This window comes from Brucella tritici, from assembly GCF_008932295.1.
Lineage (GTDB): Bacteria > Pseudomonadota > Alphaproteobacteria > Rhizobiales > Rhizobiaceae > Brucella > Brucella tritici.
Genome location: NZ_WBWA01000018.1, coordinates 72,410 through 98,111, shown reverse-complemented (window position 1 = coordinate 98,111; position 25,702 = coordinate 72,410). Strand labels below are relative to the sequence as shown.

Here is a 25,702-nt window from a genome sequence, read left to right as displayed (position 1 = left end):
CACCTTCTGCCGCCTCAAGGACTGGAGGCGTGTCGCGACACGATATGACAAGCTCATGATTAACTTCGCAGCAACCTGCTACATCGCCGCCATCGTCACATGGTGGATCAATTGAGTCTGGACCCTAATGGTTTGTCTTGACGTCTATCTTGTTCCGCACACCGTGTCACATTTTCCGTGATGTGTTCCAGGCCACCAATGCGACAGGCATAAAGCAACGTGATTTTGCCTCGAACTTTATGGTCTTATGCAAAAGCGAAGCGATCACATGCTCCTGATCAGTTTATACAGAGGGTTGCCAAAAAACCATAATTGCTCAACAAGGGTTGGAACTAGGCGCTCAATGTCGGAATTGGAACATAGCTTGAAACGCATCAAAATTGGTTTGGTTTGTCTCTTCCTGGCAGGCATTTCATCGGCGCATGCTCTTGAAGTCAGTTCACCTGCCGTTTTGAAGCCATCGCCGGAGCAAGTTGAAGCCGCTCATCTGACGGCAGAGTTTCTTACGCGTTTTCATTACCGGCCCATCGTGCTGGATGATGCGTTGTCGGTCCGGATTATGAACCGGTTTATCGACTCGCTGGACCCGGATCGGCTCATCTTTCTGCAGGCGGATGTCGACAAGTTCTTGACGGGCAGCAAGGAAATCGATGACGCTATCGAACGTCAGGATTTGACCATCCCGTTTACCATCTTCAATACTTACCAGATGCGCATCATTGAGCGCATGACGTTTGCGCGCAGCCTGCTCAAGCAGGGCTTCGATTTCAGCAAGCAGGAAGATTTCGCGATCGTGCGCGACAAGGCCCCCTGGCCGCGATCGACTGAGGAAAGCGATGACCTGTGGCGCAAGCGCGTCAAGAACGATTGGCTGCGCCTGAAGCTGGCCGGCAAAGATGATGCGACTATTCGCAAGACGCTCGATAAACGCTACGAAAATTCCATTGAGCGCACGTTTAAATATAACAGCGACGATGCCTTCCAGTCATTCATGGCTGCCTACACGACATCGGTCGATCCTCATACCGATTATTTCGGCGCAAAGGCCTCAGCCGAATTTGATATCTCAATGAAGCTGTCTCTGGTCGGCATAGGTGCCGTTCTTCAGGAAAGGGATGATTATACGACCATTCGCGAACTGGTTGCGGGTGGCCCGGCGCAGTCATCAGGTAAGCTCGCCGTGGGTGATCGTATCGTTGGCGTTGGGCAGGGCACAGAAGGCCCGATCAAGGAAGTGATCGGCATGCGTCTTGATGAGGTGGTGCAGATGATCCGCGGGGACAAGGGATCAACTGTGCGGCTCGATATTCTGCCGGTTGATGCTGGCCCGGATGGCAAGCACCACGTCATCACTCTGGTTCGTGACAAGATCAGTCTCGATAAGCAGGCCGCGCAGAAGAAGGTTCTTTCAGTGAAGGAGGGAGACGCTTCGCGTAAGATCGGAGTGATCACTCTGCCAGCGTTCTATGAAGATATCGAAGCGCGACGCAAAGGCGACAAGAATTACAGGAGTGCAAGCCGCGATGTTGCAAAGCTCATTGCAGAGCTGAAGCAGGACAAGGTCGATGGCATTTTGATCGATCTCCGCAACAACGGTGGCGGCTCACTCAGTGAGGCGATTGATCTGACTGGCCTGTTTGTTGGAAAAGGGCCTGTGGTCCAGCAGCGCAATGCAAGCGGTGAAGTCAAGGTTGAAAGCGACAGTTTTCCTACGCCCGCGTGGAAGGGGCCGCTGGGCGTGTTGATCAATCGCGGGTCCGCTTCGGCTTCCGAAATTTTTGCTGCGGCGATACAGGATTATGGACGTGGCGTGGTCATCGGCGAAACGAGTTTCGGCAAGGGAACCGTACAGACCGTTGTTGATCTCGACGAAGTGGCCAAAAATCCTAAACCGGAATATGGCGAGCTTAAATTCACAGTCGCCCAGTTCTTTCGGATTGACGGTGGGACAACGCAATTGCGCGGCGTGACGCCTGATATCAGCCTGCCGGGGCTTTTCGATCTCAAACTTGTCGGTGAATCAAGCTTCGACAATGCCTTGCCCTGGTCACAGGTCAAGGCAGCAAAATACAAGTTTTCGGACGCCATAAAGACGTTGTTGCCAAAGCTGCAAAGCCTGCACGATGAGCGCGTGCAGAAAAGCCCGGAATTCCAGGACTTTGTGCAAGATGTGGCAACGCTGAAGGCGCAGCGCGAGAAGACAGTCATCTCCCTCAATGAAACAGAACGTCGCAACGAGATGGCCGTTCAGGAAAAGCGGACCAAGGCGCGCGGAAAAGTCAATGATGGCATCGATACGCAGATTGATGACGGCCTGCAATCGAACGAGCGAAGCTTGAGTGCTGATCTCGCCATTGAGAAAAACCGGAAGAGCGCGACAGACGTTCTACAAAATGAGGCAGCCGCTATTGTGAACGATTTGGTTGATTTACAAAACAATGCACCTAAACGTGCAGCCAACTAGTTGAAAGCAGGGCGGAAGCCCTGCTTTTTTATGTCGGTTGAGATCGTATGTCGAAAAGCTCGAAACGGCGTTCAAAAAGTGCGTAAAAACAAAAAGATACTGCATAAAAAAGCCGGGTCTGCCCCCTGTCAAAGCCGACAAAGTTGGGGTGGCTCTGCTTCGGGAAATGAGTAAACCTCGTTACATCCGTCAAATTACGCCATTAAATTTCATCTATTTTGTACCTGAGCGTCGGCCATTTCTCGTATTTTCTCGTAATGTTGCAGCGCTTTCGGTCCGAGCTTCACCGCAATGGCATCGATCGTCAAATTGAGGACCACATTGATTGCCGCCGTGGAATCCCAGTAGGTTCTGACGGCGGAATGCGCCTCGAAAACATAATCGGTATTGGGAAATGCCCAATGGCTGAACTTGCTGGTAACGATGACCAGCGGCATTCACATGTCCTTGATCCTCTAAGCCAACTTGATGCTCCATCTCAAAGCTCGGTGGTGGCGAGACTATAGGTGATCTGCTCCCCTGAAATGTCCTCGCAATTTGGTTGGTCTGTTCTCCGGAGAAGGAGACGGAACATGAAACGATCCCGCTTCAGCGAAGAACAGATCATCGGAAAATATTGAAGGAGCATCAGGCTTGGATGTCGACCGTTGAGTTGTGCAGAAGGCACAGCGTCAGTGATGCGACGTTTTGCAAATGACGCTCGAATTATGGCGGCATCGACGTGTCCGACGCCAAGCGCCTGAAGTCTCTTGAGGACGAGAATGCCAAATTGAGACGTCTTTTGGCTGACGCGATGCTGGACGTATCGGCTCTGAAGGAGATGCTTGGAAAAAACTCCTAATGCTCGGGCCAAGGAGAAATGTCGGAGCTGGGCTAAGTTACCGACATATTTTCCAGTGGTTAAATTCTCCTAACGATCACGGCAACAAAAAAGCGGGGTCAATTCACGCAGCAAAACAACACAATTCTCGGAGACGGTATATTGACATGAAATTAAAAATCCAATAGCACAATGAACAAACGTTTGTTCAATCAAAGTCGAGATGGCCCAGTGTCAAGCAACAACATAGCCGTACGTTTCAATGAAGCTGAATTGAGTGGGTTGAAGCAGTTGGCCGTATCGCCAACTCTCAATGATGAGTTCGTTGCGCAACTGCACGAGCTCGTGGGTAAGGACAATGTCCTGACGGATCAGGAGACTAGGCTTTCTTACGGCCGTGACAGCCTGCCATACGCCAAGTTCTGCTACCGCTCCGGAAGATTGCCGGGCACATTGCCTGTTGCTGTGGTACGTCCTGCGAGCGCGGAAGATATTTCCGAGGTCATGAAATTTTCCCGTGCCAATGGCATCCGTGTCATTCCTGTCGGAACGAGTTCAGGTGTACTGGGCGGGACCATCCCACTATGTAATGAGCTGGTAATCGATCTGACCCGCCTCGATAAAATTCTGCATATTGATGAGATCAATCACCTCGTTACGGTGCAGGCAGGAATGAATGGCTGGGCATTTGAGGAAGCTTTAAATGCAGTTGGTTGGACAGCAGGGCACTATCCGCAATCGATCAAGATTTCGACGGTCGGTGGCTGGGCCGCCTGTCGCGGTGGCGGGCAGGCGAGCAGCCGTTATGGCAAGATCGAGGATATTGTAGTCGGTCTGAAAGTTGTCTTACCGGATGGGCAGATGATGGCCATCACTCCAGAAGCGAGACGCGCCGTCGGTCCGTCGGTTAAGGATATCTTCATTGGCAGCGAAGGTGTGTTGGGGGTTATCACCGAGCTGACATTGCGCATCTGGCGTAAGCCAGAAGTAGTCGAGAACCTCGTCATTGCCTACGCCGATGTCGAAAAGGCTGTCAGTGCAGCGCGCCGCATCATGCAGGCCGAACTCCGTCCGGCGATTGTTCGCATCTATGATGATGCGGAAACAGCCAGCCGGACAGAGGGTCAGGATGAGTTCAAAAGCCGCCCCGTGATGACGTTCCTTTCGTTTTCGGGGCATCGCGAACTCGTCGCCGCCGAGAAGAAGATTGCCCTCGATATCGTCCACTCGGAGGGTGGCAAGATCGCGCCGCTCGACGCCTTCAATGACTGGCTGGAATCGCGTTACGTTTCGCTGTCGCAGCGTTGGACCGATCAGGGGTATTTCATGGACACGGTAGAGGTGGTGCTGCCTTACGACCGGCTTAATGATGCCTACACCAAGATGAAAGCGGCCGTTAAGGCAATCAATGAGGACGTCCATTTTGGCTCGCATTGGTCGCACGTCTATCCTGATGGTGCTTGCCAGTATATGACCTTCCGCTTGCCGCCGATGGACGACGAGGTAGCTTTGCCACAGCACGCGGCGATATGGGATGTGCTACAGCAGCTCGCGCTAGACAATGGCGGTTCGATTTCTCATCACCACGGTGTTGGCGTCTTCCGGGGCAAGTGGATGAAGAATGAACTCGGTGTAGGGCTAGATCTGGTTCAGGCAATTAAAGATTACCTGGACCCAGAAAACCTGGTCAACCCAGGCAAGCTGGGGCTGCGGTCGGCTGCAGATGCAGTTAGCATTAACGGCTGAACGGGCAAGGCGGTAAGGGAATGCAATTGCTGCTCGGCATAGATCTTGGCGCAGGTTCGCTAAAAGTAAGCCTCATTACTCTTGACGGTCAATGCAAAGGGGAGGGAGCTCATGCGGTCCCTACTCACGCCCCTCTGGCAGGCTGGAGTGAGCAGGATCCTCAGGATTGGTGGATTGCACTCCAGAAGTCTGTGGCACAGGCCGTGAGCAAGGCGGATGTGTCGGCGGATCAGATTGTTGCGATTTCCTTTTCTGCCGGCGCTCATTCGGCGGTTCTTGCCGACGCGGCGGGTAATCCGCTGCGTCGTGCAATCATGTGGAACGACCAACGTACTGGTGATCAGTGCCAAAAGCTCATCCAGCGGGCGGATAAGCTGATCCGGCGGAAGTCGAAGAACAAGGTTACGCCCACTTGGACGTTACCGCACTTGATGTGGCTGAACGAGTATGAGCCCGATCTCGTGCGTAAGGTTGAGCGGGTGTATCTGGCCAAGGACTGGCTGCGTTCAAAACTGACAGGAGACTGGTGTACCGATATCACTGACGCCTACGGTACATTGATGGTGGATGATGTGACGAAGTCCTGGTCGGGTGAAATCTGCCAGCTGATCGACTGGCGTTTGGAGACTTTGCCTACAATCGTGAAATCCACCGACATTGTGGGCACTGTTGTCGGCCGGGCGGCAGCCGAGACCGGATTGCGCGAAGGCACGCCCGTGATATGCGGTATGTCGGACACGGCTGCGGAAGACATCGGGGCAGGAATGCTGGATTACGGTATCGGTGTGGTGAAACTTGCCACGGCGGCCACAATGAGTTGTATGCGCAATGAGCCAAACCCGACACAGTCTCTGGTTTCCTATCCCTATTACCCCGAACATATGTGGTTTCAGATTGCCGGAACCAATTCCTGTGCTTCCGCTCACGCCTGGCTACGTAAAACGGCCTTTGCCGGCTCGGATGGTGGTGGCAAGAGCTATGACGAGATGGAGGCTTTGGCGCGAAATATTCCTGCAGGTTCTGATGGGTTGTTCTTTCATCCCTATCTTAACGGCGAACGTGCGCCTTATTTCGATCCAAAACTGCGTGCCAGCTATGTCGGAATGTCGTTCCAGCACGGGCCGGGGCATCTGATCCGCGCGCTTTATGAGGGGGTTGCATGCTCGTTGCGTGATTGCCGCCGACAGTTTGTCGCCAGTGGCATTCGGTTTGATATGTTGCGGGCGACGGGTGGCGGAGCACGCAGTCCACTCTGGCGACAGATTCTCGCCAATGTCCTGGATACGCGTGTCGAATTGACTGAAAACGCCGATGCTAGCTTTGGAATTGCATTGGTGGCCGGACTGGGCGCTGGTCTGATCCAAAATTCCAATGAGCTCGCACGTAAGGTGCGTGTTGTTGCCGTACATGAACCAGAAGCGGCTTCCGTTCGGTTTTATGACGGCTATTTCGACGACTATTTGCGTATTCAGCAAGCGTTGCAGTCGATTAATCACGACATTGTGGAGCGGTATCAGAGTCCATCAGCAAATTGAATTTGACAGATCGAACTTCATGCTGTTTCTGGAGCAAACGTTTGTTCATGCAATTATGGGAGGAAGCCTTGGTTCAAGAATCGACAAGCCACACGGGCGATACGCACAATCAGCGCTCGGCATTCTGGATGCCATTCACACCTAACCGAGCGACCTTGAAGGATCCAATGCAATTGGTTGGTGCCGAGGGTGCTTATTACATCGGTCAGGATGGGCGCCGGAAGTTTGATGGCGTGTCTGGCCTCTGGTGCTGCAATGCCGGTCACAATCGGGTGGAGATGCGAGAAGCGATTGTCGATCAGTTGGATCAGCTGGATTTTGCGCCAAGTTTTCTGTTCGGTCATCCGGCAGCCTTCTCCTTGGCAGAGCGTCTGGCACAAAGTGCGCCGGGTGACCTCAACCACGTATTCTTCACCAACTCTGGATCGGAAGCGACCGATACGGCACTTAAGATTGCTCTAGCCTATCAAATAGCACGCGGAGAACCGCGCCGCACGATGCTGGTCGGGCGTGAAAGGGCGTTTCACGGGGTAGGTTTTGGGGGGATTTCGGTGGGCGGAATGGTTGCCAACCGTAAAACTTTTCCGAATCTGTTGCTGCGCACTGCGCATATCCGTCATACCCATCAACCCGAACTGAATCGGTTTGTGGCTGGAGAGCCGGAACATGGCGCAGATCTGGCGGACGATCTGTTGCGTGTAATCGAACTGCATGGTGGTGAAACCGTTGCGGCGGTGATCGTCGAGCCAATGTCGGGTTCGACCGGCATCCTGCCGCCGCCGAAAGGCTATTTGCAGCGTCTCCGTCAGATCTGTGATCAATATGGCATTCTACTGATATTCGATGAGGTTATCACCGCGTTTGGTAGATTGGGACATGCCTTTGCCGCCGAGCGGTTCGATGTGCAACCAGACATGATCTGTTTTGCCAAAGGCGTCAGTTCCGGTGTGGTTCCGCTTGGCGGGGTTATGATCCGTGAGGGTATCTATGACGCTTTCATGCAAGGTCCCGAATACCTCATCGAATTGTTTCATGGGTACACCTATTCCGGTCACCCAATGGCAATGGCTGCGGCACATGCGGCTCAGGATATGTATGAAAAGGGTGGCCTCTATAGCCGCGCGCAACAACTCGAGCCGTTTTTTGCACAGCAACTGATGTCGCTACGGGATCATCCGATGGTCAAGGACATTCGTTGTATTGGCCTCGCCGGTGCAATTGATCTGCAGCCTATCGACGGTGCGCCGACAACAAGGGCGCGGTCACTTTTCTCCAATGCCTATCACCAGAGCGATCTCGTCATCCGCTATACCGGCGATACGCTGGTTTTCGCGCCGACGCTGATTTCCACAGAAGATGAAATTGCCGACATGTTTGACAAGATCGGTCGGTTGCTGAAGGCGCAGGAATGATGAATTCCAGTACAGTCAATGTGCGAGGCTTGCCAGACTTCGTCACTCTGCAGGGAGTGACGAAGTCTTATGACGGCATCTCCAACGTTGTCGACAAGCTTGACTTGGAGGTTGGAAGTACAGAATTTCTGACTTTGCTTGGCCCTTCCGGGTCGGGCAAGACAACCATTCTGACCATGCTGGCTGGGTTCGAGATGCCGTCGGCCGGTATCATCAGAATGGGTAGCAACACCATCACCAACTTACCTTCGCATCGGCGCGATATTGGTGTTGTCTTCCAGAACTATGCGTTGTTCCCACATATGACCGTTGCCGAGAATGTTGCCTTTCCGCTCGAAATGCGAAAACTGGCCCGTGCCGAGCGTGACCGCCGGGTCTGTGATGTTCTGACAATGGTGGGCCTCGAGCAGCATATGGAGCGTAAGCCTGCCCAGCTGTCTGGAGGACAGCAGCAACGCGTTGCGCTGGCAAGAGCCATTGTGTTTCAACCCAAATTGATCCTGATGGATGAACCGCTCGGTGCGCTTGACAACGAACTGCGCAAAAGGATGCAAATCGAAATTCGCAGCTTGCAGCAAAAGCTGGGTGTAGCAGTGGTGTTTGTCACCCATGACCAGTCGGAAGCTTTAACCATGTCCGACCGGGTCGCGGTGTTCAATGCCGGTAAAATACAGCAGATCGATACGCCGGAAAATATTTATGGCAATCCTGCCAATCCGTTCGTGGCCGGCTTCATTGGTGAAACCAGCTGGATGAACGGACAGGTGCTTGATGTATCGGACTTGGGCGTGCGGCTTGCCACCAGCCTCGGAACGGTGGTGGCTCGCAATCCGCGCGATTTGCGGCCCGGCGACCAGGCAATATTTGCCGTGCGGCCCGAAGACATGCAGCTCAATGAAATTACATCTGTCGAGAATACCGCAGACGTCACGATCACCAACATCACCTACTTGGGTGATGCTCTGCTGCTGACTTGCGTTGGGCGTTCCGACGAAGTCCTGACCGCCAAAATCCACAAGCGGGCGGTTCATCAGTTTCTTAATACCGGCTCGACTTGCACGCTGCGCTGGCGGGCCGACGATACACTTGCATTCAGAAAATAGAAAACGAGAATCTTCGGAGGGTAATATGAACAAAAGAACGGCATTTTTCGCGACCATCGGTCTTATCGCTTCGGTTGTCGTAGCACAGGCAGAGCAGATAACCGTTACGTCCTGGGGAGGAACCTATCAAGATGGGCAACGTAAAACCTATTTTGAACCCTTTGCGGACAAGACAGGCATCAAGGTTATCGAGGAAACCTATTCAGGAGAACTGGCAAAAATAAAGGCGCAGGTCGACACGAATAATGTGACCTGGGACGTAGTAGATGTTGATTCCAACATGATTGTCACTGGTTGCGATGACGGTCTGTTTGAAGTGCTCGACTATGGCAAGATCGCCGACAAATCAAAATTCGTCGATGGGGCGGCAACCGATTGTGCGGTGGGAACCATTGTGGTTTCGACTGTCGGTGCGTTCGATACAACCGTTCTCAAAGAAGCACCGAAAACTGTTGCAGACTTTTTTGATGTCGAGAAAATTCCTGGCAAGCGTGGCATGTGGAAACGCCCCTACGTCAATCTCGAATGGGCGCTGATTGCTGACGGTGTTCCAGCTAAGGAGGTTTATAAGATTCTGTCGACGCCTGAAGGTATAAATCGCGCTTTTGCAAAGCTTGAAACACTGAAGGGGAATGTTGTGTGGTGGGAAAGCGGTGCGCAGCCGGCCCAGCTTCTTGCAGACAAGGAAGTGGTCATGACGACAGCCTGGAGCGGGCGCATCCAGACTGCAATCAGCACGGAAAAGAAACCATTTGAAATCATGTGGGATGCACAGGCACTTGATTTCAACTTCTGGGCTATTCCGCGTGGTACCAAGAATATCGATGATGCCTATAAGTTCATTGCTTTTGCTTCTGATGCTGCCGTGATGGCCAAACAGTCGGAGTTTTCCGCCTATGGGCCAGCCAACAACGATGCTGTGGCGTTGATCCCGGCAGAAAGAGCGCAGACCTTGCCAACCAATCCGAGCCACATGCAAAATCCCTTGGTCTATGACGCCAAATTCTGGGCCGAAAATGGCGAAGCACTGACAAAACGCTTCAACAACTGGCTTGCGCAATAGCGGCAGCCATCATCGTTGTTTAGTTTAATGAACCAGAGTGTTTTCAACACGTTGCAGGCGCTCTGGTCGCAGATGGTTTGGATGGAGCGGCCATGGCGATCAAAAATATAAAACGGCGTCGGGCTTTGTTGCTGGTATTGCCATTGCTGGTCTTCCTGACCGTGTTTTTTATCGCGCCGCTCATATACACCCTGTCACGCGCAGTGAGTGAACCGGAATTGCGTGCACTTATGCCCCAGCTGAGTGCTTCACTGGATCGATGGGAAGATGTTGGCAATCCGCCCGAAGAGGTCATTGAGGCATTCATCACTGATATAGCGGCTGCGCAAAAGCAGCGTCGTCTTGGCGTGCTCGTTAAGCGCGTTGCGTCCATGGATTCGTCGATGCGTGCGCCGCTGACAAATGCCGCAAGAAAAGCCGCGGCCGATGCTTCGTTCAATGCAACTCAACTAATGGCGCTAGATCCGGTATGGCAACTGCCGGCGACCTGGGGGCTGGTGCGCAAGGTGGTCAGTCCGATCACGGACCGTTATCTGCTGGCAACCATTGATCTCGAACGCGATAATCAAGGGAATATTCAGTCAGCTCCAGCGGAAGAGGCCATATTTCTCGATACCATTGTTCGTACTTTCGCAATAAGCTTTCTGGTGACCGCACTTTGCTTCATGCTGGCTTATCCGCTCGCTTATTTCATGGTGCATCAGTCCGCAACAGTGCAAGCTATCATGCTGATCTTTGTCATGCTGCCGTTTTGGACATCAATTCTGGTGCGCACAGCCGCCTGGCTGATCCTGCTGCAAACCCACGGCGTCATCAATGATACACTCGTCAGTCTGGGCGTGTTGTCGCAACCAGTTCAGCTGGTCTACAATCGGGTTGGCACAATCCTGGCGATGATTCACATCCAGTTGCCATTCACCTTGTTGCCCATCTACAGTGTGATGAAGTCGATTTCTCCCGTGTACGCCCGCGCTGCGCAATCGCTGGGCGCACCGCCTTTGGCATCGTTCCGACGGATTTATTTTCCCATGACCATGCCGGGTGTCGCTGCTGGTTGCCTGCTCACATTCATATTGTGTCTGGGCTATTACATCACACCTGCATTGCTTGGCGGACCTTCGGACCAATTGCTCAGCTACTATGTGGCTTATTATCTCAATCAGGAAGTCAACTGGAGCATGGCGGCGGCAGTTAGCACCATCCTGCTGGCCATAACGTTGGTCGTCTATGTGATCTACAATCGCTATGTCGAGTTGCTGCGTCAGGTGGAGGGCTAAATGAACGGAGTTTTCAAACCTAGCTGGCTACTGCTTGGACTGTTCTCATGGTTGGTGCTGCTATTTCTGATCGCGCCGATCATCGCCATTGTGCCACTGTCATTCAATTCTGAGCCCTACATGTCCTATCCAATGGCAGGGTTCTCGTTACGGTGGTACGAGGCTGTGCTCACCTCATCGCAGTGGACAGCAGCTCTGAAATCCAGCCTGATTGTCGGAACGGCAACCACTGTGATAGCCACGACCCTAGGCACTATGGCAGCCTTTGGACTGGTACGGAAAGGTATGCCGAAGGCTCAGATGGTGATGGGTATCCTGCTGATGCCGCTGGCCATTCCGGTGGTTACTGTTGCTCTTGCCCTTTATCTAGTCTTTTCGCGCATCGGGCTTACCAACAGCTATCTCGGGCTGATCATCGCTCATACAGTATTGGCGACCCCCTTTGTGCTGGTCACGGTCACCTCCGCATTAGCCAATTTCGATTTTGCCCTGCTTCGAGCAGGAGCTTCGCTTGGTGCAGGGCCATTGACAGTATTTCGTCGGATTACCTTGCCGATCATCTTGCCTGGCGTGCTGACCGGTGCCTTGTTTGCATTTATCACGTCATGGGACGAGGTGGTGGTGGCGCTGTTCATTGCCGGACCAGAACAGCGCACTCTGCCGCGCCAGATGTTTGCGGGCTTGCGTGAACAGCTCGATCCGTCCATTCTTGTCGTCGCATCCTTGCTGATTGCAATATCAATTTGCCTCGCTCTGTTTGGTTTCCTTATCAGGCTGCGCGGGAAGAAACTTTCGCGACGGTGACAATGACGGGCGAACCACAAAAACGCAGCAGATCTGTGAAACTTATTGACGTCGCACGCAGGGCCGGTGTTGACGTTTCGACGGTATCGCGCGTCATTCGCGGCGATGATAGCCAGCGAGTGCGCGAAGATACCCGCCAGCGTATCAATGAAGCGGTGACGGCGCTTGGCTATAAAGCCAATGCCATGGCACGGGGTTTGCGTACGGCTCGCAGCCAGACGCTTGGTCTGGTTCTGCCACGTCTCGACAATCCGGTATTTGCCGACATGTTTGAAGGGGTGGAGGCAGCGGCTCGCGCCAGAGGCTATTCGGTGCTGATTTCGCATCGATTCAATGAAAAGAGTGGTAATGCTTTCCTTCACCTGACCGAGGCAAACAGGGTCGATGGTTTGTTGGTGATAAGCTATGATTCCGATGACAAGCTACTTGAGGGGCTTGCCAGCGTTCGTGTTCCTGTTGTGATGCTTAATCGTCGTGGTCTGAAAGGTATTGGCTACGTCGCGCACGATTCCCATGCAGCAGCCTACATGGCTACCCAGCATCTTTTGCAATTGGGGCATCGGCATATCGGTCACCTTGGCGGTAATCTCAAGGGTTATAACGGCAGCAATCGTTTGAAAGGCTATCAGGCTGCGCTGGCGGATTATGGCGTAGCATTTGATCCGTCGTTGGTGCTGGAAATCGGCTATGACGCCGAAGTTGCAGTCGAAGCAACCCGGCAGCTGGTCCGGCAGGCTTCCGTAAAGCCAACGGCGATTTTTGCCGCAACCTTGATGACGGGGGCAGGCGCTATGCGTGCCTTGCATGAGGACGGCTATCAGCTTCCTGATGACATGTCGATTGTCACGCTCAGCGACGGCCCGCTGGCCAAACTCTTACATCCGCAGATGACAACGGTGGTGCTTGAAAGCCATCAGATGGGGATGGATGGCACCAATCTGTTGATAGACACACTGGAGTTTGGCGCGGCTGGACAACGACCGGATGGAAAAACTTTGCAGCCGAGTGGGCTGGCACTGCGCGGCTCAACTAAAAAACTGAACAATTGACCTGGCTTTTCAAAGGATAGCAGCGAATGATGAGATTTCGTGCGGCGGTTATGGAACGTTCCGGAGTCCAACGACCCTATGATCAAACCAGACCGCTGGTAATTCGGGAAGTGGAGCTCTCTGATCCAAAGCCGGACGAAGTTCTGGTTCGTATTGCTGCGGCAGGTCTGTGCCATTCCGACCTTTCGGTCATAAATGGGGACAGGCCGCGCCAGACGCCGATGGTGTTGGGGCACGAGGCCGCTGGCATTGTAGAGAGTGTAGGGCGCGCAGTTTACGATCTCCAGCCCGGCGATCATATTGTGTGTTTCTTTGCACCCAATTGCGGTCATTGCGCTCCCTGTTCGGAAGGTCGCCCGGCCTTGTGCGAACCCGGTGCTGTGGCCAATGGCAAGGGCGAATTGCTGGCCGGGGGCTTGCGCCTGTCCTGTGAGGCTGTTGATGTCTATCATCATTGTGGCGTTTCAGCCTATGCCGAATACGCTATTCTGTCGCGTTATTCGATGGTCAAGATTGACAAGGACATTCCGCTGTCGATCGCTGCATTGCTGGGCTGCGCAGTCCTGACCGGCGCTGGTTCGATCTTCAACAGTGGCGCGGTCCGGCCGGGCTGCACGGTGGCGATTGCGGGGCTCGGCGGTGTCGGATTGTCGGCTGTGATGGGAGCGGTTGCGGCAGGGGCAAGTGAAATCATTGCCCTGGATGTAAATGATGACAAGCTTGAACATGCACGGCAACTCGGTGCGACCAAGACTTTCAACGTTATGGATGAAAATGTCGTTGATACCGTGAAATCCTATAGTCGGGGCGGCGTCGACGCAGCTTTTGAATATGCTGGCTCTGCCAAGGCTCTCGCCATGTGTTATGCGCTAACTAGACGCGGTGGTCAGGTGCTCACTGCCGGCTTGCCCAATCCAAAGGACATGCTTTCCATTCCAGCGGTCAGTCTGGTTGCGGAAGAAAAGACAATACGTGGCAGTTATCTGGGGTCGGGCGTACCCTCTCGCGACATTCCGATGTTCCTTGATCTCTATAAGCGTGGGAAATTACCTGTCGACAAGCTGCTGACCCACCGCTTGAAACTGGACGACGTCAATGAAGGCTTTGAACGCCTGGCGGCAGGTAACGCTATTCGCCAGGTCATTGAGTTTATCTGATTGGCGACAGAAAGGCACGCGAGGTTCCTGCTTTTTCTGTTCCAGAAAAGTTGATATCGAATGTCATTGTGAAGCAAGCAATCGGGAAATATGGAGGAGCTGACGAGCTTCAACGTGTGACAGAAGTACAATTCTGCCATATGTTAAGAGCTTTCTATGCTCCCTTTAGTATTTTGCGCAGTTCAAATCGTGTCAGGCTTATACATGAGCCTGGTTTCTACAATTATATGCCTTACTTTTTGAAGCGCCCTGTGCTGTCATTTTATCTGACGTCACATCGCGGCCAGTGAATCGAGAAAGACCGTCTCTGTTCCTGTTTTTCCGGATTTGAAGAAGAAGATGATCTGGTCATTGCCCTCGCTTCGACAGAAACCGGTTCCAATCCCGTTATCAGGGAGGGCGCGTAGTCGCTGCAAGCCAAGGCGCTTGATGACACCACCTGATGTTTCACCGCCAACCACGATAAGCTTGTCGACGCCGAGTTCGGAAATTGCTGCAGCAAGCTCAGATATAAGCTTTTCACCCTTTTCGCTTGCGCCGCGAACGCCCAGCTCTGTCTGGATTTCTTTGACACGAGTATCACTGACCGCCGTTGAAATGAGGTAAGGCTGTTTGCCGTGATGATCTTTTGCCCATTCCATTGCTTTTGACACCATGGCGTCGATATCGCCATCTTTTGTAAGGTCCAGAGTCAAAACCGGGTGCTGTTTGGCAAAAACCGCAATCTGTCCATCCGCAATGGGACCAACTGTTCCCACCAGAACCGCGGCAGTTCCGTGGCTTGGTAATGGTGGTGCAACGGTGATGGCTGGCTTGGGCGCAAAGCGATCAATTCCAAGCTGAATGAGAACAGCGTCGGAGCTGACCATTGTTGGCTGTGCCCGTGCCAGTTCGGCGGCTATCCTGACGTCACCGTCATCGCTCGCATCGACAACGCAATAGCATTTGCCTGCATTTGCGAGCTCATCAAGATGTGCTTGTGCTGCGTCTTTGCCTTTAAGCAGTACGGAGTGGGGCAAAAGCCCGATCGGCTCGTTCGTCTGTTTTCCGATGAAACGCACCATGTCGGGATCGCTCATTGGAGTGGCCGGGTCATAACGCTTCACGGATTCAGAGATGAGGCGGCTTCGATAGAAGAGATAGCCTTGATGAACCGTGGCGTTGAACTTGGGAAAGCCGGGGCAGAATAGAAGACTGCTGGGGTTATAGCGTGCGCGCAACAGATCGGCGGCAGGCCCGACGTTGCCCTGTTCTGTTGAATCGAAACTGGCACAAACTTTGTAAATGACCTGATCGCAACCGATTGCATCAAATGCATCAGCTGCGCGTGTGATCTGTCGTTTTGCTTCATCCGGCTCAGCAAGACGCGTTCTGCCGGCCCATATGACGACAGCTTCGCCTGCACATTCGCGGATCGCTTCGATATCTGTCACGACAGCGGTTCTAATGCCTGCTGTTTCATAATAAGCAGCGACCATCAACGCGCCTGTCATATCGTCGGCGATGATCCCAAGAGTGCCGTTATTTCCCATTTTTATCCTCGTATCATGCCATGCGTAATTGCGCGTCGCAGATAATGAAATTTAATTCCAATTAGGTATCATTTTGATAGACCACGTCAATTGCCGGGATTATGAAGTTAGGCATCATCACAAACTCTTGGCTGCCAACAACGGGGAACAGACGATGCCAACCGATTATGATCAGAGCCTTACAGCACGTCGCGCCATCGTGGATGCGATGCGTCATATGGAACAGAAGGGCTTCAATCACGGCAGCAGCGGTAATATCAGTATTCGGGAAGGTGAACACATCTGGGTTACGCCGACTGGCGCTACATCGCTTATGAAGCCCGAAGACATGAGCCTGGTTTCGGTTGAAGGTGAGCACCTGGGGGGCAGGGTTCCTTCCAGCGAATGGCGCATCCATACGGAAATCATGCGTAATCATCCCGAAGCAGGTGCTGTGATCCACTCGCATGCGGATAGCTGTGTTGCATTGTCGTGTCTGCGTAAGCCATTGCCCGCTTTCCATTATATGATTGCTTCATTTGGCGGGAACGAGGTTCCCTGTGCTGATTACCGCGTATTTGGTTCTGATGCTTTGGCCTATGAAATCGTGCGCGCTATGGGCAACCATCGCGCCTGTCTGATGGCAAGCCATGGTATGGTGGTGTGGGGCCGGGATATGACCCACGCAACATTGTTGGCAGAGAAACTTGAAACGCTGGCACGCCAGTACATATTGGCATGCCAGATTGGCGATCCGGTTCTTCTGAGCGAAGCTGAACTGGATGAAGTTCGCGCGCGTTATGGATATTACGGCAGCAAACCGATGCCGCGCTGATCGCCGATAAGAACAGGCCCGAATGAAAATTCGGGCCTGATTTGCATTATGGATCAGGCGCGGGAAGGTCCCGTTTCCTGAAACCGGTCCAGCACATTGCGGGTAATGGTGGTGGTATAGGCGCAGTTGCGCTTGAGGCCCATTACCCATTCACAAAGCCCGGCAGTTACCACTTCACCGTCACCTTGCTTCATGGAAACGAGCATACCCGCACCATGTGCCAGGCGTTTGCGCGCCGCTTCATAACCATCAGGCGCCATTTCGCAGATGCCCTGCAGATCGCTATCGCGAACATAGTAACGATGTCCCTGACCGTCGAGTTCATATTCGTAGATCGATGCTGGCGTCATGGCGAGAATTTCGATCTTTTCGGTCGGCACACCGTGCTCTTCAACGGCATAGGGGAAGCCGTTCTTGAATGAGTAATTGAGCCCGTCGACCTCATAACCGAAGATCTGGGCTTCGTGACCAAAGATATCTGCATAGCGCAGATGCGTGCCTTCGAAGATCCAATGCTCTGGTTGGTAGACGGTGAGCCCGCGAGAGCCACGGGGAGAGAAACCACCCCAGCTGCCATACATTCCGTTTTCACCGTTAACACCGACAGTCGAAGCCCCCGGCCAGTTAACCGCACCACTTGCCCAGTTCGCAGTGCATAGGTGTTTCTGATCGGTTTGCATAATGGGGTCTTGCGTAGGCGCTTTGGTTTTCCAGCAAACCTGTGTCTGACCATCGTTCTCAAGACGGATCTGCCAGAGGAAGTTGCCGCCAAAACGTGCGAGATGCCCGCCGCGAGCGACGAAATCCTCGACGGTTTTGCGCATGTCCCATGACCAATATTCATCATGGCCAACAGTGACCAGACAATTGTAATCATCAAGGATGCTGGGATTATAGTGGAGATCGGTCTGGGTTATATAGTCGATCTGATAGCCCGCTGCTTCAGCCCAGGTTACGAAATAGCGCTCATACTGGGCGTAGCCCGCAGACGAATAATATTGCGAGAACCCCATCGTATAGCCCCACTCCTTGGATGGGTATCGGGTCGCATCGCCCATGTCCTGCCAGACCGGGTTACAAACGCGCGCAGCCCCCTGCGGCAGCCAGATCATGCCTTTCGACCATGGACGACGCAGGCTCAAGATCGGCGAGCCTTCATTCTTATTTGGACCCCATGTTCCGAAATAGTGGTTCGCGCCGCCCCAGTCATTGTAAGCCATCCAGGTGCCAGTTGCGAACATGAGGAGAATGCGGCCCGAACGGGTCTTCTTCGTCGGGCGGACCACAACGAAATGATGTTGAACGAAGCGCTCGCCATCGGGGCGCATACATGTCGAGACAACGCGATAGAAGCCCGAGCGCGCATCGTCGGGAATTTTCCAGCTATAAAGAACTGGCCAGTCGCAGCCGTCCATATAGGCCGTTTCTGATGTTTTGGTGAAGCTGCCTGGAAGGTCGAAAGCCTCATCCATCATCTGAGGTTCGTGGCCGTCCCGATATATCTGGATCGACCACGTTTTGGCTGTGGTGGAACCATGAAACTCGACCGTTTCACCGGGGTCGTAAGACATCTTCTCCGTGTAGACGAAAACTTCGGGCAGAGCAGGGTCTTCACGTGGAAACTGATAGCGATAGTCTGAAAGAAAGTGCTCGTCCGCAAAGCCTTTGCGAACCGCCCATGGCTTGATCGCATGCGGCCCCATTTCGGGAAAATTGAACTTGTCGCGGGACATTGTGAGCTTCCTCCTTGAATCAAAAATTCTGATTGCTGTTCAATGCTGAACGATCGGCATCGCAGGGGTTGTCTTGTTCGTATTGCTGAAGGCGCTTCAAAAGGGCAGCGCCTCCTTCGATGAGGTCGAGTTGGACGGCGAGGCGTAACGCATAGCTGTCGCGGTTGCTGAGCGCCGTTAAAATTTTCTCGTGCTGGTGGCGTCCGGGATAGCTCGGTTTTGCCGTTGGATAGAGCTCTGAAACAAGTGGGCCGACCCTGATCCAGAGACTTTCAAGCACATCTATCAGATGTGCCATCTGGCTTTGTTTGTAGAGCGTGAAATGGAAATCCGAATTTATCTGCAGGGCCGCGCGCCAATCTTCCATGCGCTCGGCTTCGGTCAGATGCTGATGAATGGTTTCCAGTCTGGTGATGGTTTCATCGGATATGTTTGTCAGCGCATGTTCGGCTGCGAGAGGCTCCAGAACGAGCCTCATCGCGCGGATTTCATTGTACTCAGCCAGCGTTAAACGTCGTACACGAATATAAAAGCGCGGTTTGATTTCAATCGCGCCTTCGCGTGACAACTGCATGAGCGCTTCGCGAACAGGTGTCTCCGATGTGCCCAGATCTTGAGCCAGTTGACGAACCTTGAATCGCTGATGCGGTTTGAACTGTGCCCGCAGCAGCCCTGATTTGAGCTGCTGGTACACAATGTCTGAAAGGTTATCCCTTTCGTCGCCCGGCTGTTCACTCACGCTTTTTCCTTACCGGGTGGAGATTGCCTTGAAAGCGTCTTCCGTCCGGGAAAGAGCGTCGTCGATCACCGCATCCGTGTGTGCGCAGGAGATGAACATGTTGTGCTTGTGGTGCAGGTAAACGCCGCGGTTCAGCGCTTCGCGACAGAAACGTGCGCCAAGCTGTGCATCCATATCGCCGACAAATTGCACCAGCGGCATTGCGGCAGGTCCGGTTTGCAGCAGCTCAAAACCATGTGCGCGTGCCTGAGCATCAAGGCCGGTGCGCAGGCGTTCGCCCGCATGTTTCATGCGTGCAGGTCCATCAATACGCTTCAGTTCCTTGATGGTGGCAACCGCAGCGGCCATGGATGCACCGGCATACCAAAAGGAACCAGTCATGTAAGCTTGTCCTGCAGATTCACGGAAACGGTTGGTTCCGGTGACTGCTGCAAGCGAATAACCATTGGCGATTGCCTTGGAATAAGCAGCAAGGTCCGGCTCAACGCCGGTTCCGCGCCAGCTTCCACCCAGATCAAGGCGGAAGCCGCCACGCACATCATCAAGAATGAGCGCCGCACCCGCCGCATCGCAAAGGGCGCGTGCCGTCTTGGCGAATTCTGTGGAGGGAAGTTCCTGTGGGATGGCAAGGTCGTGCTTGAAGGCGGAGACAATGATCGCAGCCAGATCGTCACCGGCCTGTTTTGCGGCGGCAGTGAGGCTTTCAACGTCGTTGTAAACATAGTGGACGAGGTGAGCACGATCTTCGGCCGTTACGCCGACCAGTGATGGCGTACACCATGGCACAGCGCCGTGATAGGCGCCCTTTGCGACGAGCACCTTGCGGCGTTTGGTTGCGCCACGTGCGATTGTTACGCAGCTGGTCGTGGCGTCGGTGCCGTTCTTCTGCAGCAATGCCCAGTCGGCATGGGGGACTGTTTCAACGAGCAGCTCTGCAAGTTCAACAGCGTGCGCTGTTGGACCATTGAGGCAATCGCCTGCCTCTATCTGGCTGAGTGCAGCCGCGTCCACCTGCGCATGGCGGTGACCCAGAATGATGGGACCCCAAGCACACATGAAATCAATATAGCTGTTGCCGTTGACATCCGTAACATGCGCGCCTTCGCCTGATGCGAAATACTGCGGATATCCCTCTGGAAGCGACGCTGCGCGCTGATGTCCCCACATGCCGTTAGGGATCACACGTTCTGCGCGTGCACGAAGCTCTGCGTCTGGATTGTGTTCGCTCAGGGTTTGGGCCGAAGTGGAATGCGCAGGCATTGATAGTCTCCCATTTGACGACGCTTTTACGTTCATCACCTCAAATTATGATATATCAAAAATGATCCGTGTAGCGATGATATGTCAAGGGTGATTCCAATAACTGAGATAAATATTGCCGCAGCGAGGGGTTTTGGCGTCACTGGTGAGAGAATTCGGGCATTCTGCAGCATGATCGGAGGGAGATACTAGGCAGAACAGTGCGGAAAATCGGGTTCTGTTATTTTGATCGATAAATTTGATATATCATTATAGACATGAATGCGAAATGCGGGTTAAGCTCTGCCAACAACAAAAACGTCAGGGGAAAGCATGGCTAGCCAGAAGAGCACGCCCGATTCCGGGCTGGGTATTAGCATTCAGGGAGTGACTAAAAATTATGGGAGCCACACAGCGGTAGACGGTCTAGATATGGAGATCGCGCCGGGTGAGTTCCTTGCCCTGCTGGGACCATCGGGTTCCGGCAAATCAACTATCCTGATGATGCTGGCCGGGTTCGAGCGCCCCGACAAAGGGCGTATTCTGTTTGGAAGCAACGATTATACCCGCGTACCCCCGCATAAACGCAATATCGGCATGGTGTTTCAGCATTACACGCTGTTTCCCAATATGACGGTGCTCGATAATGTGGCTTTCCCACTTAAAACAAGGGGGGTGCCAAAAGAAGAACGGCATCGTATTGCCCGCGAGGCACTTGTACGCGTGCGACTTGCCGATTTCGCCAATCGCAGCCCGAAGCAATTGTCGGGTGGGCAGCAGCAGCGTGTTGCGCTGGCTCGCGCTATTGTCTATTCGCCGCGCGTTCTTCTGATGGATGAGCCTTTGTCGGCGCTGGACAAAAATCTGCGTGAAGAAATGCAGATCGAGATCAAGCGCCTTCATGCCGAACTGGGCATGACCATCGTATTCGTCACCCATGATCAGAGTGAAGCGCTGACGATGGCGGATCGCGTTGCTATCCTGCAAGGCGGGCATATCCAACAAATTGCTAGCGCGCGTGAACTCTACAACCGTCCCGCCAATCTGTTTTCCGCAAGCTTTGTCGGTGAAATGAACCTCATCCCGATCGTGTGGGATGGGGCCAAGGCGCAAGCCGCTGACGGCACCGTGGTTTCGATACCCTCTGAAAATGTCATGGGAGCCAAATCCGGCAATGCGTTGATGGCAGTTCGTCCGGAACGCTTAATTCCTGCGGAGCAGGGATTGGAAATCACCGTTCGTGATGTGATCTATGCCGGTCCGGACACCGCTATTCTAGGGGTAATGGCCGACGGAACAGAACTGCGCGCAAGACTGGCGAGTGCAGCGGTTCCTGACATTGGCGCAGGACAAAAGCTGCGATTGGGCTTTGCTTCCGAAGCAAGCCTCGTCTATTCCCGTGCGAGCTGAGCCGATGTTGAAAATGTTCTTTGAGCCAGACGGGCGCAAGCTATCGAAAGGCGGAATGCTTCTTCTGCTTTTGCCATTCTTCTCGTTGCTATTGCTGTTCTTTATCTATCCGTTGGTCAGTCTGCTCGCTTTATCCGTGACAGAGCCATCGGTCTCGTTGGACAATTATCAGCGGGTTTTCTCAAATCCGGTTTATCTCAATGTGCTGGGACGCACTGTTTTGATTGCCGCGTTGGTCAGCGTGATCGCGCTGCTGATGGCTTATCCCATTGCATGGTTGATGGCGCATTCGAGCGGACCAAAACTAATATTTATAACCGCCTGTATCCTGTTGCCGTTCTGGTCGTCTGTGCTGGTGCGAACCGCTGCCTGGGCAGTGCTTTTGCAGCGTAATGGATTGGTCAATCAAGGTTTGCTTCAACTTGGCCTCATAGATCAGCCGCTGAAGCTGCTTTATACCCAAACCGCAGTTCTCATTGCTATGACGCATGTTCTCCTGCCGTTTGTGGTTCTGCCAATCTATGGCGCTATTCGCAACGTGCCGCGGGATTATGCGAGAGCTGCCGCCATCCTCGGCGCTGGCCCCATACGAACCTTTTTCGAGGTCATTTTTCCGCTCACCCTGCCGGGAGTTATGGGCGGGATGATCCTAACCTTTCTCACCGCACTTGGCTATTTCATCACGCCTTCGCTGCTTGGTTCGCCGAAAGAAATGATGATTGCGACGCTGATCTCCCAGCAGCTGCGTGAAACACTGGATTGGCCATTCGCAGCAGCACTGGTGGGGATTCTTACACTTCTGGTGATGGCTGTTTCGCTGGTCTTCGGTCGTGTGTTCAAGTTCAACCGGATGATGGGAGGCAATGCATGAACAGCCGCAATTTGCTCCTCAATGCCTATGTCTATCTGGTGCTGTGTTTTCTCGTTGTGCCGATCCTTATCATTCTGCCAATGGCGTTTAGTGAGACGGATTACATCACCTTTCCGCCACGCGGGTTTACGTGGCAGTGGTTTGGTGCCTTCTTTCAATCTGCACAATGGATGAGCGCAACGGCATTCAGCGCGAAAATTGCATTTTTCACGGCGATTTCGAGTGCAATTATTGGGTTATGTGCAAGCTATGCGATTGTGCGCGGCAAGGGTGCTCTCGCGACCATTTTCCAGACTTTGCTCATTGGCCCCATCGTTGTGCCGCATATCGCCTTGGCGATTGCGCTCTATCTGATGTTTCAAAGTGTCGGACTGACAGAGACAACGGCCGGTTACGTTTTTGCGCACACAATTATAGCATTGCCTTTCAGCGTGTTTACGATTGTAGCAGCGCTCTCGCAGGTCGATCCCGCTTTGGAAGATGCGGCAATGTGTTGTGGCGCCAATCGCTTTTTGGCTTTTCGCGCCGTGACCTTGCCGCTGATATGGCCGAATGTTTTATCGGGCGCGTTGTTTGCCTTCGTCATATCGTTTGATGAACCGGTAATTTCGTTCTTTCTCGCAGGTGTGCGCGACAAGACCCTGCCGCGCATGATGTTCGATGATATCGAGCAGAATCTGACACCGATTATCCCAGCGATTGCCGTGATGCTCACGCTGCTTTCCATCATCGTTCTGGTGGGGGCCGCAGGGCTGCGCGCGCTTGCTACGCGTTCACAGCAGGCTGTGTCTGAAGAATAAGAAAACCATAGAAGTGAGGGAAACATGTTCAAGAAAACTACCAGATTGCTGATGTGCGCCGGGTTGCTGCTTGCAGCCGGATCGATAGTGGCCAAAGCTGACAGCGTTGTTTATGCGACGACTGGCGGACAGATGCGCCAGACGCTCGAGAAAGAGTTCTACGGGCCTTTCAAGGAAGAAAGCGGCACGGATGTCGTGCCGTTTGATATTGAGGTGCCGGATCAATGGGCGCGTGTCGAAGCCATGAAGCGCGCCAACAAATTTGAGTTTGATATTGTTACGGCAACGGGTCCCGATCTGGTCGACAAAGCTGATCTTCTTTTGACGATGGATTGCTCGAAACTACCGAATGTCGAAGCGAAAGGCGTCGAAGGCTCCTGCAAGGAAAAGGGTGTTGCAAGAACGACGGGCGGCATGCTGCTGGCCTATGACACATCCGTTTACAAGGACAAGGTGCCTCAGACATGGGCCGACTTCTGGGATGTGAACACGTTTCCCGGCCCGCGCGGATTGCCGGACACCGGTGATCGTGACTGGTGGTTGCCGGCTATCGCACTGATCGCTGATGGCGTGCCACGCGACAAGATTTTCCCGATGGATCTGGACCGGGCCTATAAAAAGCTCGACGAGATCAAGCCGCATATCAGCGTGTGGTGGAAGACTGGCAATCAGGTGGCACAGATCATGCGCGATCAGGAAGTCGCCATGACGATGTCCTATTCCGGCAGAGCATTGAGCGCCATGAATGATGGCGCACCATTCAATGTAAGCTGGAACGATGCAGTGATGGATACAGGCTATTTCGCTATCCTGAAAGATGCCCCTAATCCGGAAGGCGCGCTGAAGTTTATCAATTACTTCTACGGTCATGCAGAAGGCCATCCTGCCTTCATCAAGACAGCAAACTACGCGACCCATTCAAAAGAAGGTGTGGCTTTGCTGCCTGAAGCTGAGCAGAAGAACTACGCAACGTCGCCGGATAACTACAAGCTGCTGCTTGTCCCGGATTTCAAATGGATTGGTGAAAACCGCAACATGCTTCGTGAGCGCTGGCAGAACTGGCTTGCTGAATAAGCAAAGTCCCAATGCAATGTCAGGCCGGCGCCCGAGTGGCGTCGGCTTTTTGTTTGGATCAATCTGTATAGGCTGACGATTTCAGATGTCTGACAAGAGCTGCTCCGCCTTCGATCAGGTCCATGCGGATGGCCATGCGCAGAGCGTAAGAGTCTCGATCACGCAAGGCTGCCAGAACCTGTTCGTGCTGGTGAGGTCCGGCATAAGAAGGCACAGCGTTGGGATAGAGTTCCGACAGGATTGGACCAATACGCATCCAGAATGCTTCAAGCACATCAATCAGATGTTTCATGCCTGAACGACGATAGATGATGAAATGGAAATCGAAGTTTGTCTGCAATGCTTCAGGCCAGTCGCCGCATTTTTCTGCAGCGATCAGCCTATTATGCAGGTCTTCAAGCTGGAGAATGTCGTCTTCGGTGATATGCGGCAATGCGCGCTCCGCCGCCATAGGTTCAAGTTCCAGACGCATCGCACGAATCTCTTCGTATTCATCGGCTGAAAGCTTTCGCACGCGGATGTAATAGCGCGGCTTGATCTCGATGGCGCCTTCGCGCGAAAGCTGAATCAGAGCTTCACGGACAGGGGTCTCAGATGTTCCTAACGAGCGCGCAAGATCGCGGACCTTGAGCCGCTGCAGCGGAAGAAGTTGCGCCTGCATTAGCTGCGATTTGAGCGTATTGTAAACAGTGTTGGACAACACCTCACCAGATTCCGCCTGAGCTTCTTCCGCGATAGCTTCATCGGTTTCAGTCAAGCTGTTGTCCGGTTCGTTTACAACATTCATCAATAGGCTCCAATTGCCGGACGTATCCTTGTCGAGCGGTCGAATATATCAATTCATCACCACGACTCAAATGCCCATATGTTTGCATGCCAGAACCATCTGTGCATCAAGCATCGGGACACCATTGATGATCCTGCATCCTTTAGCTTGCGCCAATTCCAGCCAGCGCGTCATTGGCGGATTGACGATGATGTCGGATATTATGGTGTCGGACGAGACTCCTGTCAGATCAAGCGGAAGCTCGTCTTGCTCGGCCATGCCAAGCGAAGTCGT

At 53.3% G+C, this 25,702-nt stretch carries 22 protein-coding genes and 2 pseudogenes; 17 read left to right on the top strand and 7 right to left on the bottom strand.

The window, feature by feature from the left end:
• A pseudogene (locus F9K91_RS17505) lies at positions 1 to 115 on the top strand (IS5/IS1182 family transposase); the annotation flags it as partial.
• Between the two features lie 228 nt (positions 116 to 343).
• Entirely contained in the window at positions 344 to 2,464 is a 2,121-nt protein-coding gene (locus F9K91_RS17500; protein ID WP_151678334.1) for a carboxy terminal-processing peptidase, read from the top strand.
• Positions 2,465 to 2,673: 209 nt separating this feature from the next.
• Here the strand turns inward: F9K91_RS17500 and F9K91_RS17495 are convergent, their stop codons facing one another.
• Positions 2,674 to 2,901 carry a MurR/RpiR family transcriptional regulator gene (locus F9K91_RS17495; protein WP_151678333.1) on the bottom strand — a complete coding sequence of 76 codons (228 nt, stop codon included), beginning with the start codon at positions 2,899 to 2,901 and terminating at the stop codon, positions 2,674 to 2,676.
• Between the two features lie 135 nt (positions 2,902 to 3,036).
• Between F9K91_RS17495 and F9K91_RS26380 the strand changes: the two are divergent.
• From F9K91_RS26380 to F9K91_RS17450, 10 genes and pseudogenes are all read left to right on the top strand, one after another.
• Positions 3,037 to 3,296: pseudogene (locus F9K91_RS26380) on the top strand (transposase); the annotation flags it as partial.
• Between the two features lie 219 nt (positions 3,297 to 3,515).
• Complete coding sequence (locus tag F9K91_RS17490) at positions 3,516 to 5,030, top strand: FAD-binding oxidoreductase (protein ID WP_235913201.1); 1,515 nt, start codon at positions 3,516 to 3,518, stop codon at positions 5,028 to 5,030.
• A 20-nt stretch (positions 5,031 to 5,050) separates the two neighbouring features.
• Positions 5,051 to 6,565, top strand: a complete 1,515-nt coding sequence (locus F9K91_RS17485; protein ID WP_151678331.1) for a xylulokinase — start codon at positions 5,051 to 5,053, stop codon at positions 6,563 to 6,565.
• 68 nt (positions 6,566 to 6,633) lie between these two features.
• Positions 6,634 to 7,977, top strand: a complete 1,344-nt coding sequence (gene aptA, locus F9K91_RS17480) for an omega-aminotransferase AptA (protein ID WP_235913196.1) — start codon at positions 6,634 to 6,636, stop codon at positions 7,975 to 7,977.
• The gene (locus F9K91_RS17475) at positions 7,974 to 9,080 is read left to right on the top strand and encodes an ABC transporter ATP-binding protein (protein WP_235913182.1); all 1,107 of its coding nucleotides are present in this window, start codon (positions 7,974 to 7,976) and stop codon (positions 9,078 to 9,080) included. Before aptA ends, F9K91_RS17475 begins: the two co-directional genes overlap by 4 nt.
• A 25-nt stretch (positions 9,081 to 9,105) precedes the next feature.
• Entirely contained in the window at positions 9,106 to 10,143 is a 1,038-nt protein-coding gene (locus F9K91_RS17470; protein WP_151678330.1) for an ABC transporter substrate-binding protein, read from the top strand.
• Positions 10,144 to 10,235: 92 nt separating this feature from the next.
• Complete coding sequence (locus tag F9K91_RS17465) at positions 10,236 to 11,420, top strand: ABC transporter permease (RefSeq protein ID WP_151678329.1); 1,185 nt, start codon at positions 10,236 to 10,238, stop codon at positions 11,418 to 11,420.
• A complete protein-coding gene (locus F9K91_RS17460; RefSeq protein WP_151678328.1) occupies positions 11,421 to 12,224 on the top strand; it encodes an ABC transporter permease in 804 nt (267 codons plus the stop codon).
• Between the two features lie 35 nt (positions 12,225 to 12,259).
• A complete protein-coding gene (locus tag F9K91_RS17455; RefSeq protein WP_235913171.1) occupies positions 12,260 to 13,273 on the top strand; it encodes a LacI family DNA-binding transcriptional regulator in 1,014 nt (337 codons plus the stop codon).
• Between the two features lie 29 nt (positions 13,274 to 13,302).
• Positions 13,303 to 14,430 carry a zinc-dependent alcohol dehydrogenase family protein gene (locus F9K91_RS17450; protein WP_151678340.1) on the top strand — a complete coding sequence of 376 codons (1,128 nt, stop codon included), beginning with the start codon at positions 13,303 to 13,305 and terminating at the stop codon, positions 14,428 to 14,430.
• A gap of 272 nt (positions 14,431 to 14,702) precedes the next feature.
• Here F9K91_RS17450 and F9K91_RS17445 read toward each other — a convergent pair whose 3' ends face one another.
• Positions 14,703 to 15,923 (bottom strand): four-carbon acid sugar kinase family protein, encoded by a 1,221-nt coding sequence (locus tag F9K91_RS17445; protein WP_412842178.1) that lies wholly within the window; start codon positions 15,921 to 15,923, stop codon positions 14,703 to 14,705.
• Between the two features lie 193 nt (positions 15,924 to 16,116).
• Here F9K91_RS17445 and F9K91_RS17440 point away from each other — a divergent pair, with 193 nt between their 5' ends.
• Entirely contained in the window at positions 16,117 to 16,776 is a 660-nt protein-coding gene (locus F9K91_RS17440) for a class II aldolase/adducin family protein (RefSeq protein WP_151678325.1), read from the top strand.
• Positions 16,777 to 16,829: 53 nt separating this feature from the next.
• Here the strand turns inward: F9K91_RS17440 and F9K91_RS17435 are convergent, their stop codons facing one another.
• The 3 genes from F9K91_RS17435 to F9K91_RS17425 are packed head-to-tail and all read right to left on the bottom strand — an operon-like array spanning position 16,830 to position 20,508.
• A complete protein-coding gene (locus tag F9K91_RS17435; protein WP_151678324.1) occupies positions 16,830 to 18,509 on the bottom strand; it encodes a N,N-dimethylformamidase beta subunit family domain-containing protein in 1,680 nt (559 codons plus the stop codon).
• A 19-nt stretch (positions 18,510 to 18,528) separates the two neighbouring features.
• Positions 18,529 to 19,248: a GntR family transcriptional regulator gene (locus tag F9K91_RS17430; protein WP_151678323.1), complete on the bottom strand. Its 720-nt coding sequence runs from the start codon at positions 19,246 to 19,248 to the stop codon at positions 18,529 to 18,531.
• Positions 19,249 to 19,257: 9 nt separating this feature from the next.
• Positions 19,258 to 20,508 (bottom strand): aminotransferase class III-fold pyridoxal phosphate-dependent enzyme, encoded by a 1,251-nt coding sequence (locus tag F9K91_RS17425; RefSeq protein WP_151678322.1) that lies wholly within the window; start codon positions 20,506 to 20,508, stop codon positions 19,258 to 19,260.
• 312 nt (positions 20,509 to 20,820) lie between these two features.
• On the opposite strand from F9K91_RS17425, the gene F9K91_RS17420 reads away from it, so the two are divergent.
• From F9K91_RS17420 to F9K91_RS17405, 4 genes are read left to right on the top strand one after another with little or no spacing between them, the layout of a single operon-like run.
• On the top strand, positions 20,821 to 21,897 hold the full coding sequence (locus tag F9K91_RS17420; RefSeq protein WP_151678321.1) for an ABC transporter ATP-binding protein: 1,077 nt from the start codon (positions 20,821 to 20,823) through the stop codon (positions 21,895 to 21,897).
• A 4-nt stretch (positions 21,898 to 21,901) separates the two neighbouring features.
• A complete protein-coding gene (locus F9K91_RS17415; RefSeq protein WP_007878228.1) occupies positions 21,902 to 22,768 on the top strand; it encodes an ABC transporter permease in 867 nt (288 codons plus the stop codon).
• Complete coding sequence (locus F9K91_RS17410; RefSeq protein WP_007878229.1) at positions 22,765 to 23,568, top strand: ABC transporter permease; 804 nt, start codon at positions 22,765 to 22,767, stop codon at positions 23,566 to 23,568. The genes F9K91_RS17415 and F9K91_RS17410 overlap by 4 nt, the downstream gene beginning before the upstream one ends.
• A gap of 24 nt (positions 23,569 to 23,592) precedes the next feature.
• Positions 23,593 to 24,642 (top strand): extracellular solute-binding protein, encoded by a 1,050-nt coding sequence (locus tag F9K91_RS17405; protein ID WP_151678320.1) that lies wholly within the window; start codon positions 23,593 to 23,595, stop codon positions 24,640 to 24,642.
• 58 nt (positions 24,643 to 24,700) lie between these two features.
• Here F9K91_RS17405 and F9K91_RS17400 read toward each other — a convergent pair whose 3' ends face one another.
• Together F9K91_RS17400 and F9K91_RS26375 are read right to left on the bottom strand one after the other, a co-directional pair.
• Complete coding sequence (locus F9K91_RS17400; protein ID WP_235913166.1) at positions 24,701 to 25,429, bottom strand: GntR family transcriptional regulator; 729 nt, start codon at positions 25,427 to 25,429, stop codon at positions 24,701 to 24,703.
• Positions 25,430 to 25,495: 66 nt separating this feature from the next.
• Positions 25,496 to 25,687 (bottom strand): Rossmann-fold NAD(P)-binding domain-containing protein, encoded by a 192-nt coding sequence (locus F9K91_RS26375; RefSeq protein WP_235913156.1) that lies wholly within the window; start codon positions 25,685 to 25,687, stop codon positions 25,496 to 25,498.
• Positions 25,688 to 25,702: the final 15 nt, after the last annotated feature.

Bases quoted from the DNA above. Each gene is read 5' to 3' on its own strand.
- F9K91_RS17500 (WP_151678334.1), top strand. From the start codon at position 344: ATGTCGGAATTGGAACATAGCTTGAAACGCATCAAAATTGGTTTGGTT.
- F9K91_RS17420 (WP_151678321.1), top strand. From the start codon at position 20,821: ATGGCTAGCCAGAAGAGCACGCCCGATTCCGGGCTGGGTATTAGCATT.
- F9K91_RS17440 (WP_151678325.1), top strand. From the start codon at position 16,117: ATGCCAACCGATTATGATCAGAGCCTTACAGCACGTCGCGCCATCGTG.
- F9K91_RS17485 (WP_151678331.1), top strand. From the start codon at position 5,051: ATGCAATTGCTGCTCGGCATAGATCTTGGCGCAGGTTCGCTAAAAGTA.
- F9K91_RS17425 (WP_151678322.1), bottom strand. From the start codon at position 20,508: ATGCCTGCGCATTCCACTTCGGCCCAAACCCTGAGCGAACACAATCCA.
- F9K91_RS17400 (WP_235913166.1), bottom strand. From the start codon at position 25,429: ATGAATGTTGTAAACGAACCGGACAACAGCTTGACTGAAACCGATGAA.
- F9K91_RS17495 (WP_151678333.1), bottom strand. From the start codon at position 2,901: ATGCCGCTGGTCATCGTTACCAGCAAGTTCAGCCATTGGGCATTTCCC.
- F9K91_RS26375 (WP_235913156.1), bottom strand. From the start codon at position 25,687: ATGGCCGAGCAAGACGAGCTTCCGCTTGATCTGACAGGAGTCTCGTCC.
- F9K91_RS17435 (WP_151678324.1), bottom strand. From the start codon at position 18,509: ATGTCCCGCGACAAGTTCAATTTTCCCGAAATGGGGCCGCATGCGATC.
- F9K91_RS17415 (WP_007878228.1), top strand. From the start codon at position 21,902: ATGTTGAAAATGTTCTTTGAGCCAGACGGGCGCAAGCTATCGAAAGGC.
- F9K91_RS17460 (WP_151678328.1), top strand. From the start codon at position 11,421: ATGAACGGAGTTTTCAAACCTAGCTGGCTACTGCTTGGACTGTTCTCA.
- F9K91_RS17470 (WP_151678330.1), top strand. From the start codon at position 9,106: ATGAACAAAAGAACGGCATTTTTCGCGACCATCGGTCTTATCGCTTCG.
- F9K91_RS17465 (WP_151678329.1), top strand. From the start codon at position 10,236: ATGGCGATCAAAAATATAAAACGGCGTCGGGCTTTGTTGCTGGTATTG.
- F9K91_RS17475 (WP_235913182.1), top strand. From the start codon at position 7,974: ATGATGAATTCCAGTACAGTCAATGTGCGAGGCTTGCCAGACTTCGTC.
- F9K91_RS17410 (WP_007878229.1), top strand. From the start codon at position 22,765: ATGAACAGCCGCAATTTGCTCCTCAATGCCTATGTCTATCTGGTGCTG.
- F9K91_RS17445 (WP_412842178.1), bottom strand. From the start codon at position 15,923: ATGACAGGCGCGTTGATGGTCGCTGCTTATTATGAAACAGCAGGCATT.
- F9K91_RS17405 (WP_151678320.1), top strand. From the start codon at position 23,593: ATGTTCAAGAAAACTACCAGATTGCTGATGTGCGCCGGGTTGCTGCTT.
- F9K91_RS17450 (WP_151678340.1), top strand. From the start codon at position 13,303: ATGAGATTTCGTGCGGCGGTTATGGAACGTTCCGGAGTCCAACGACCC.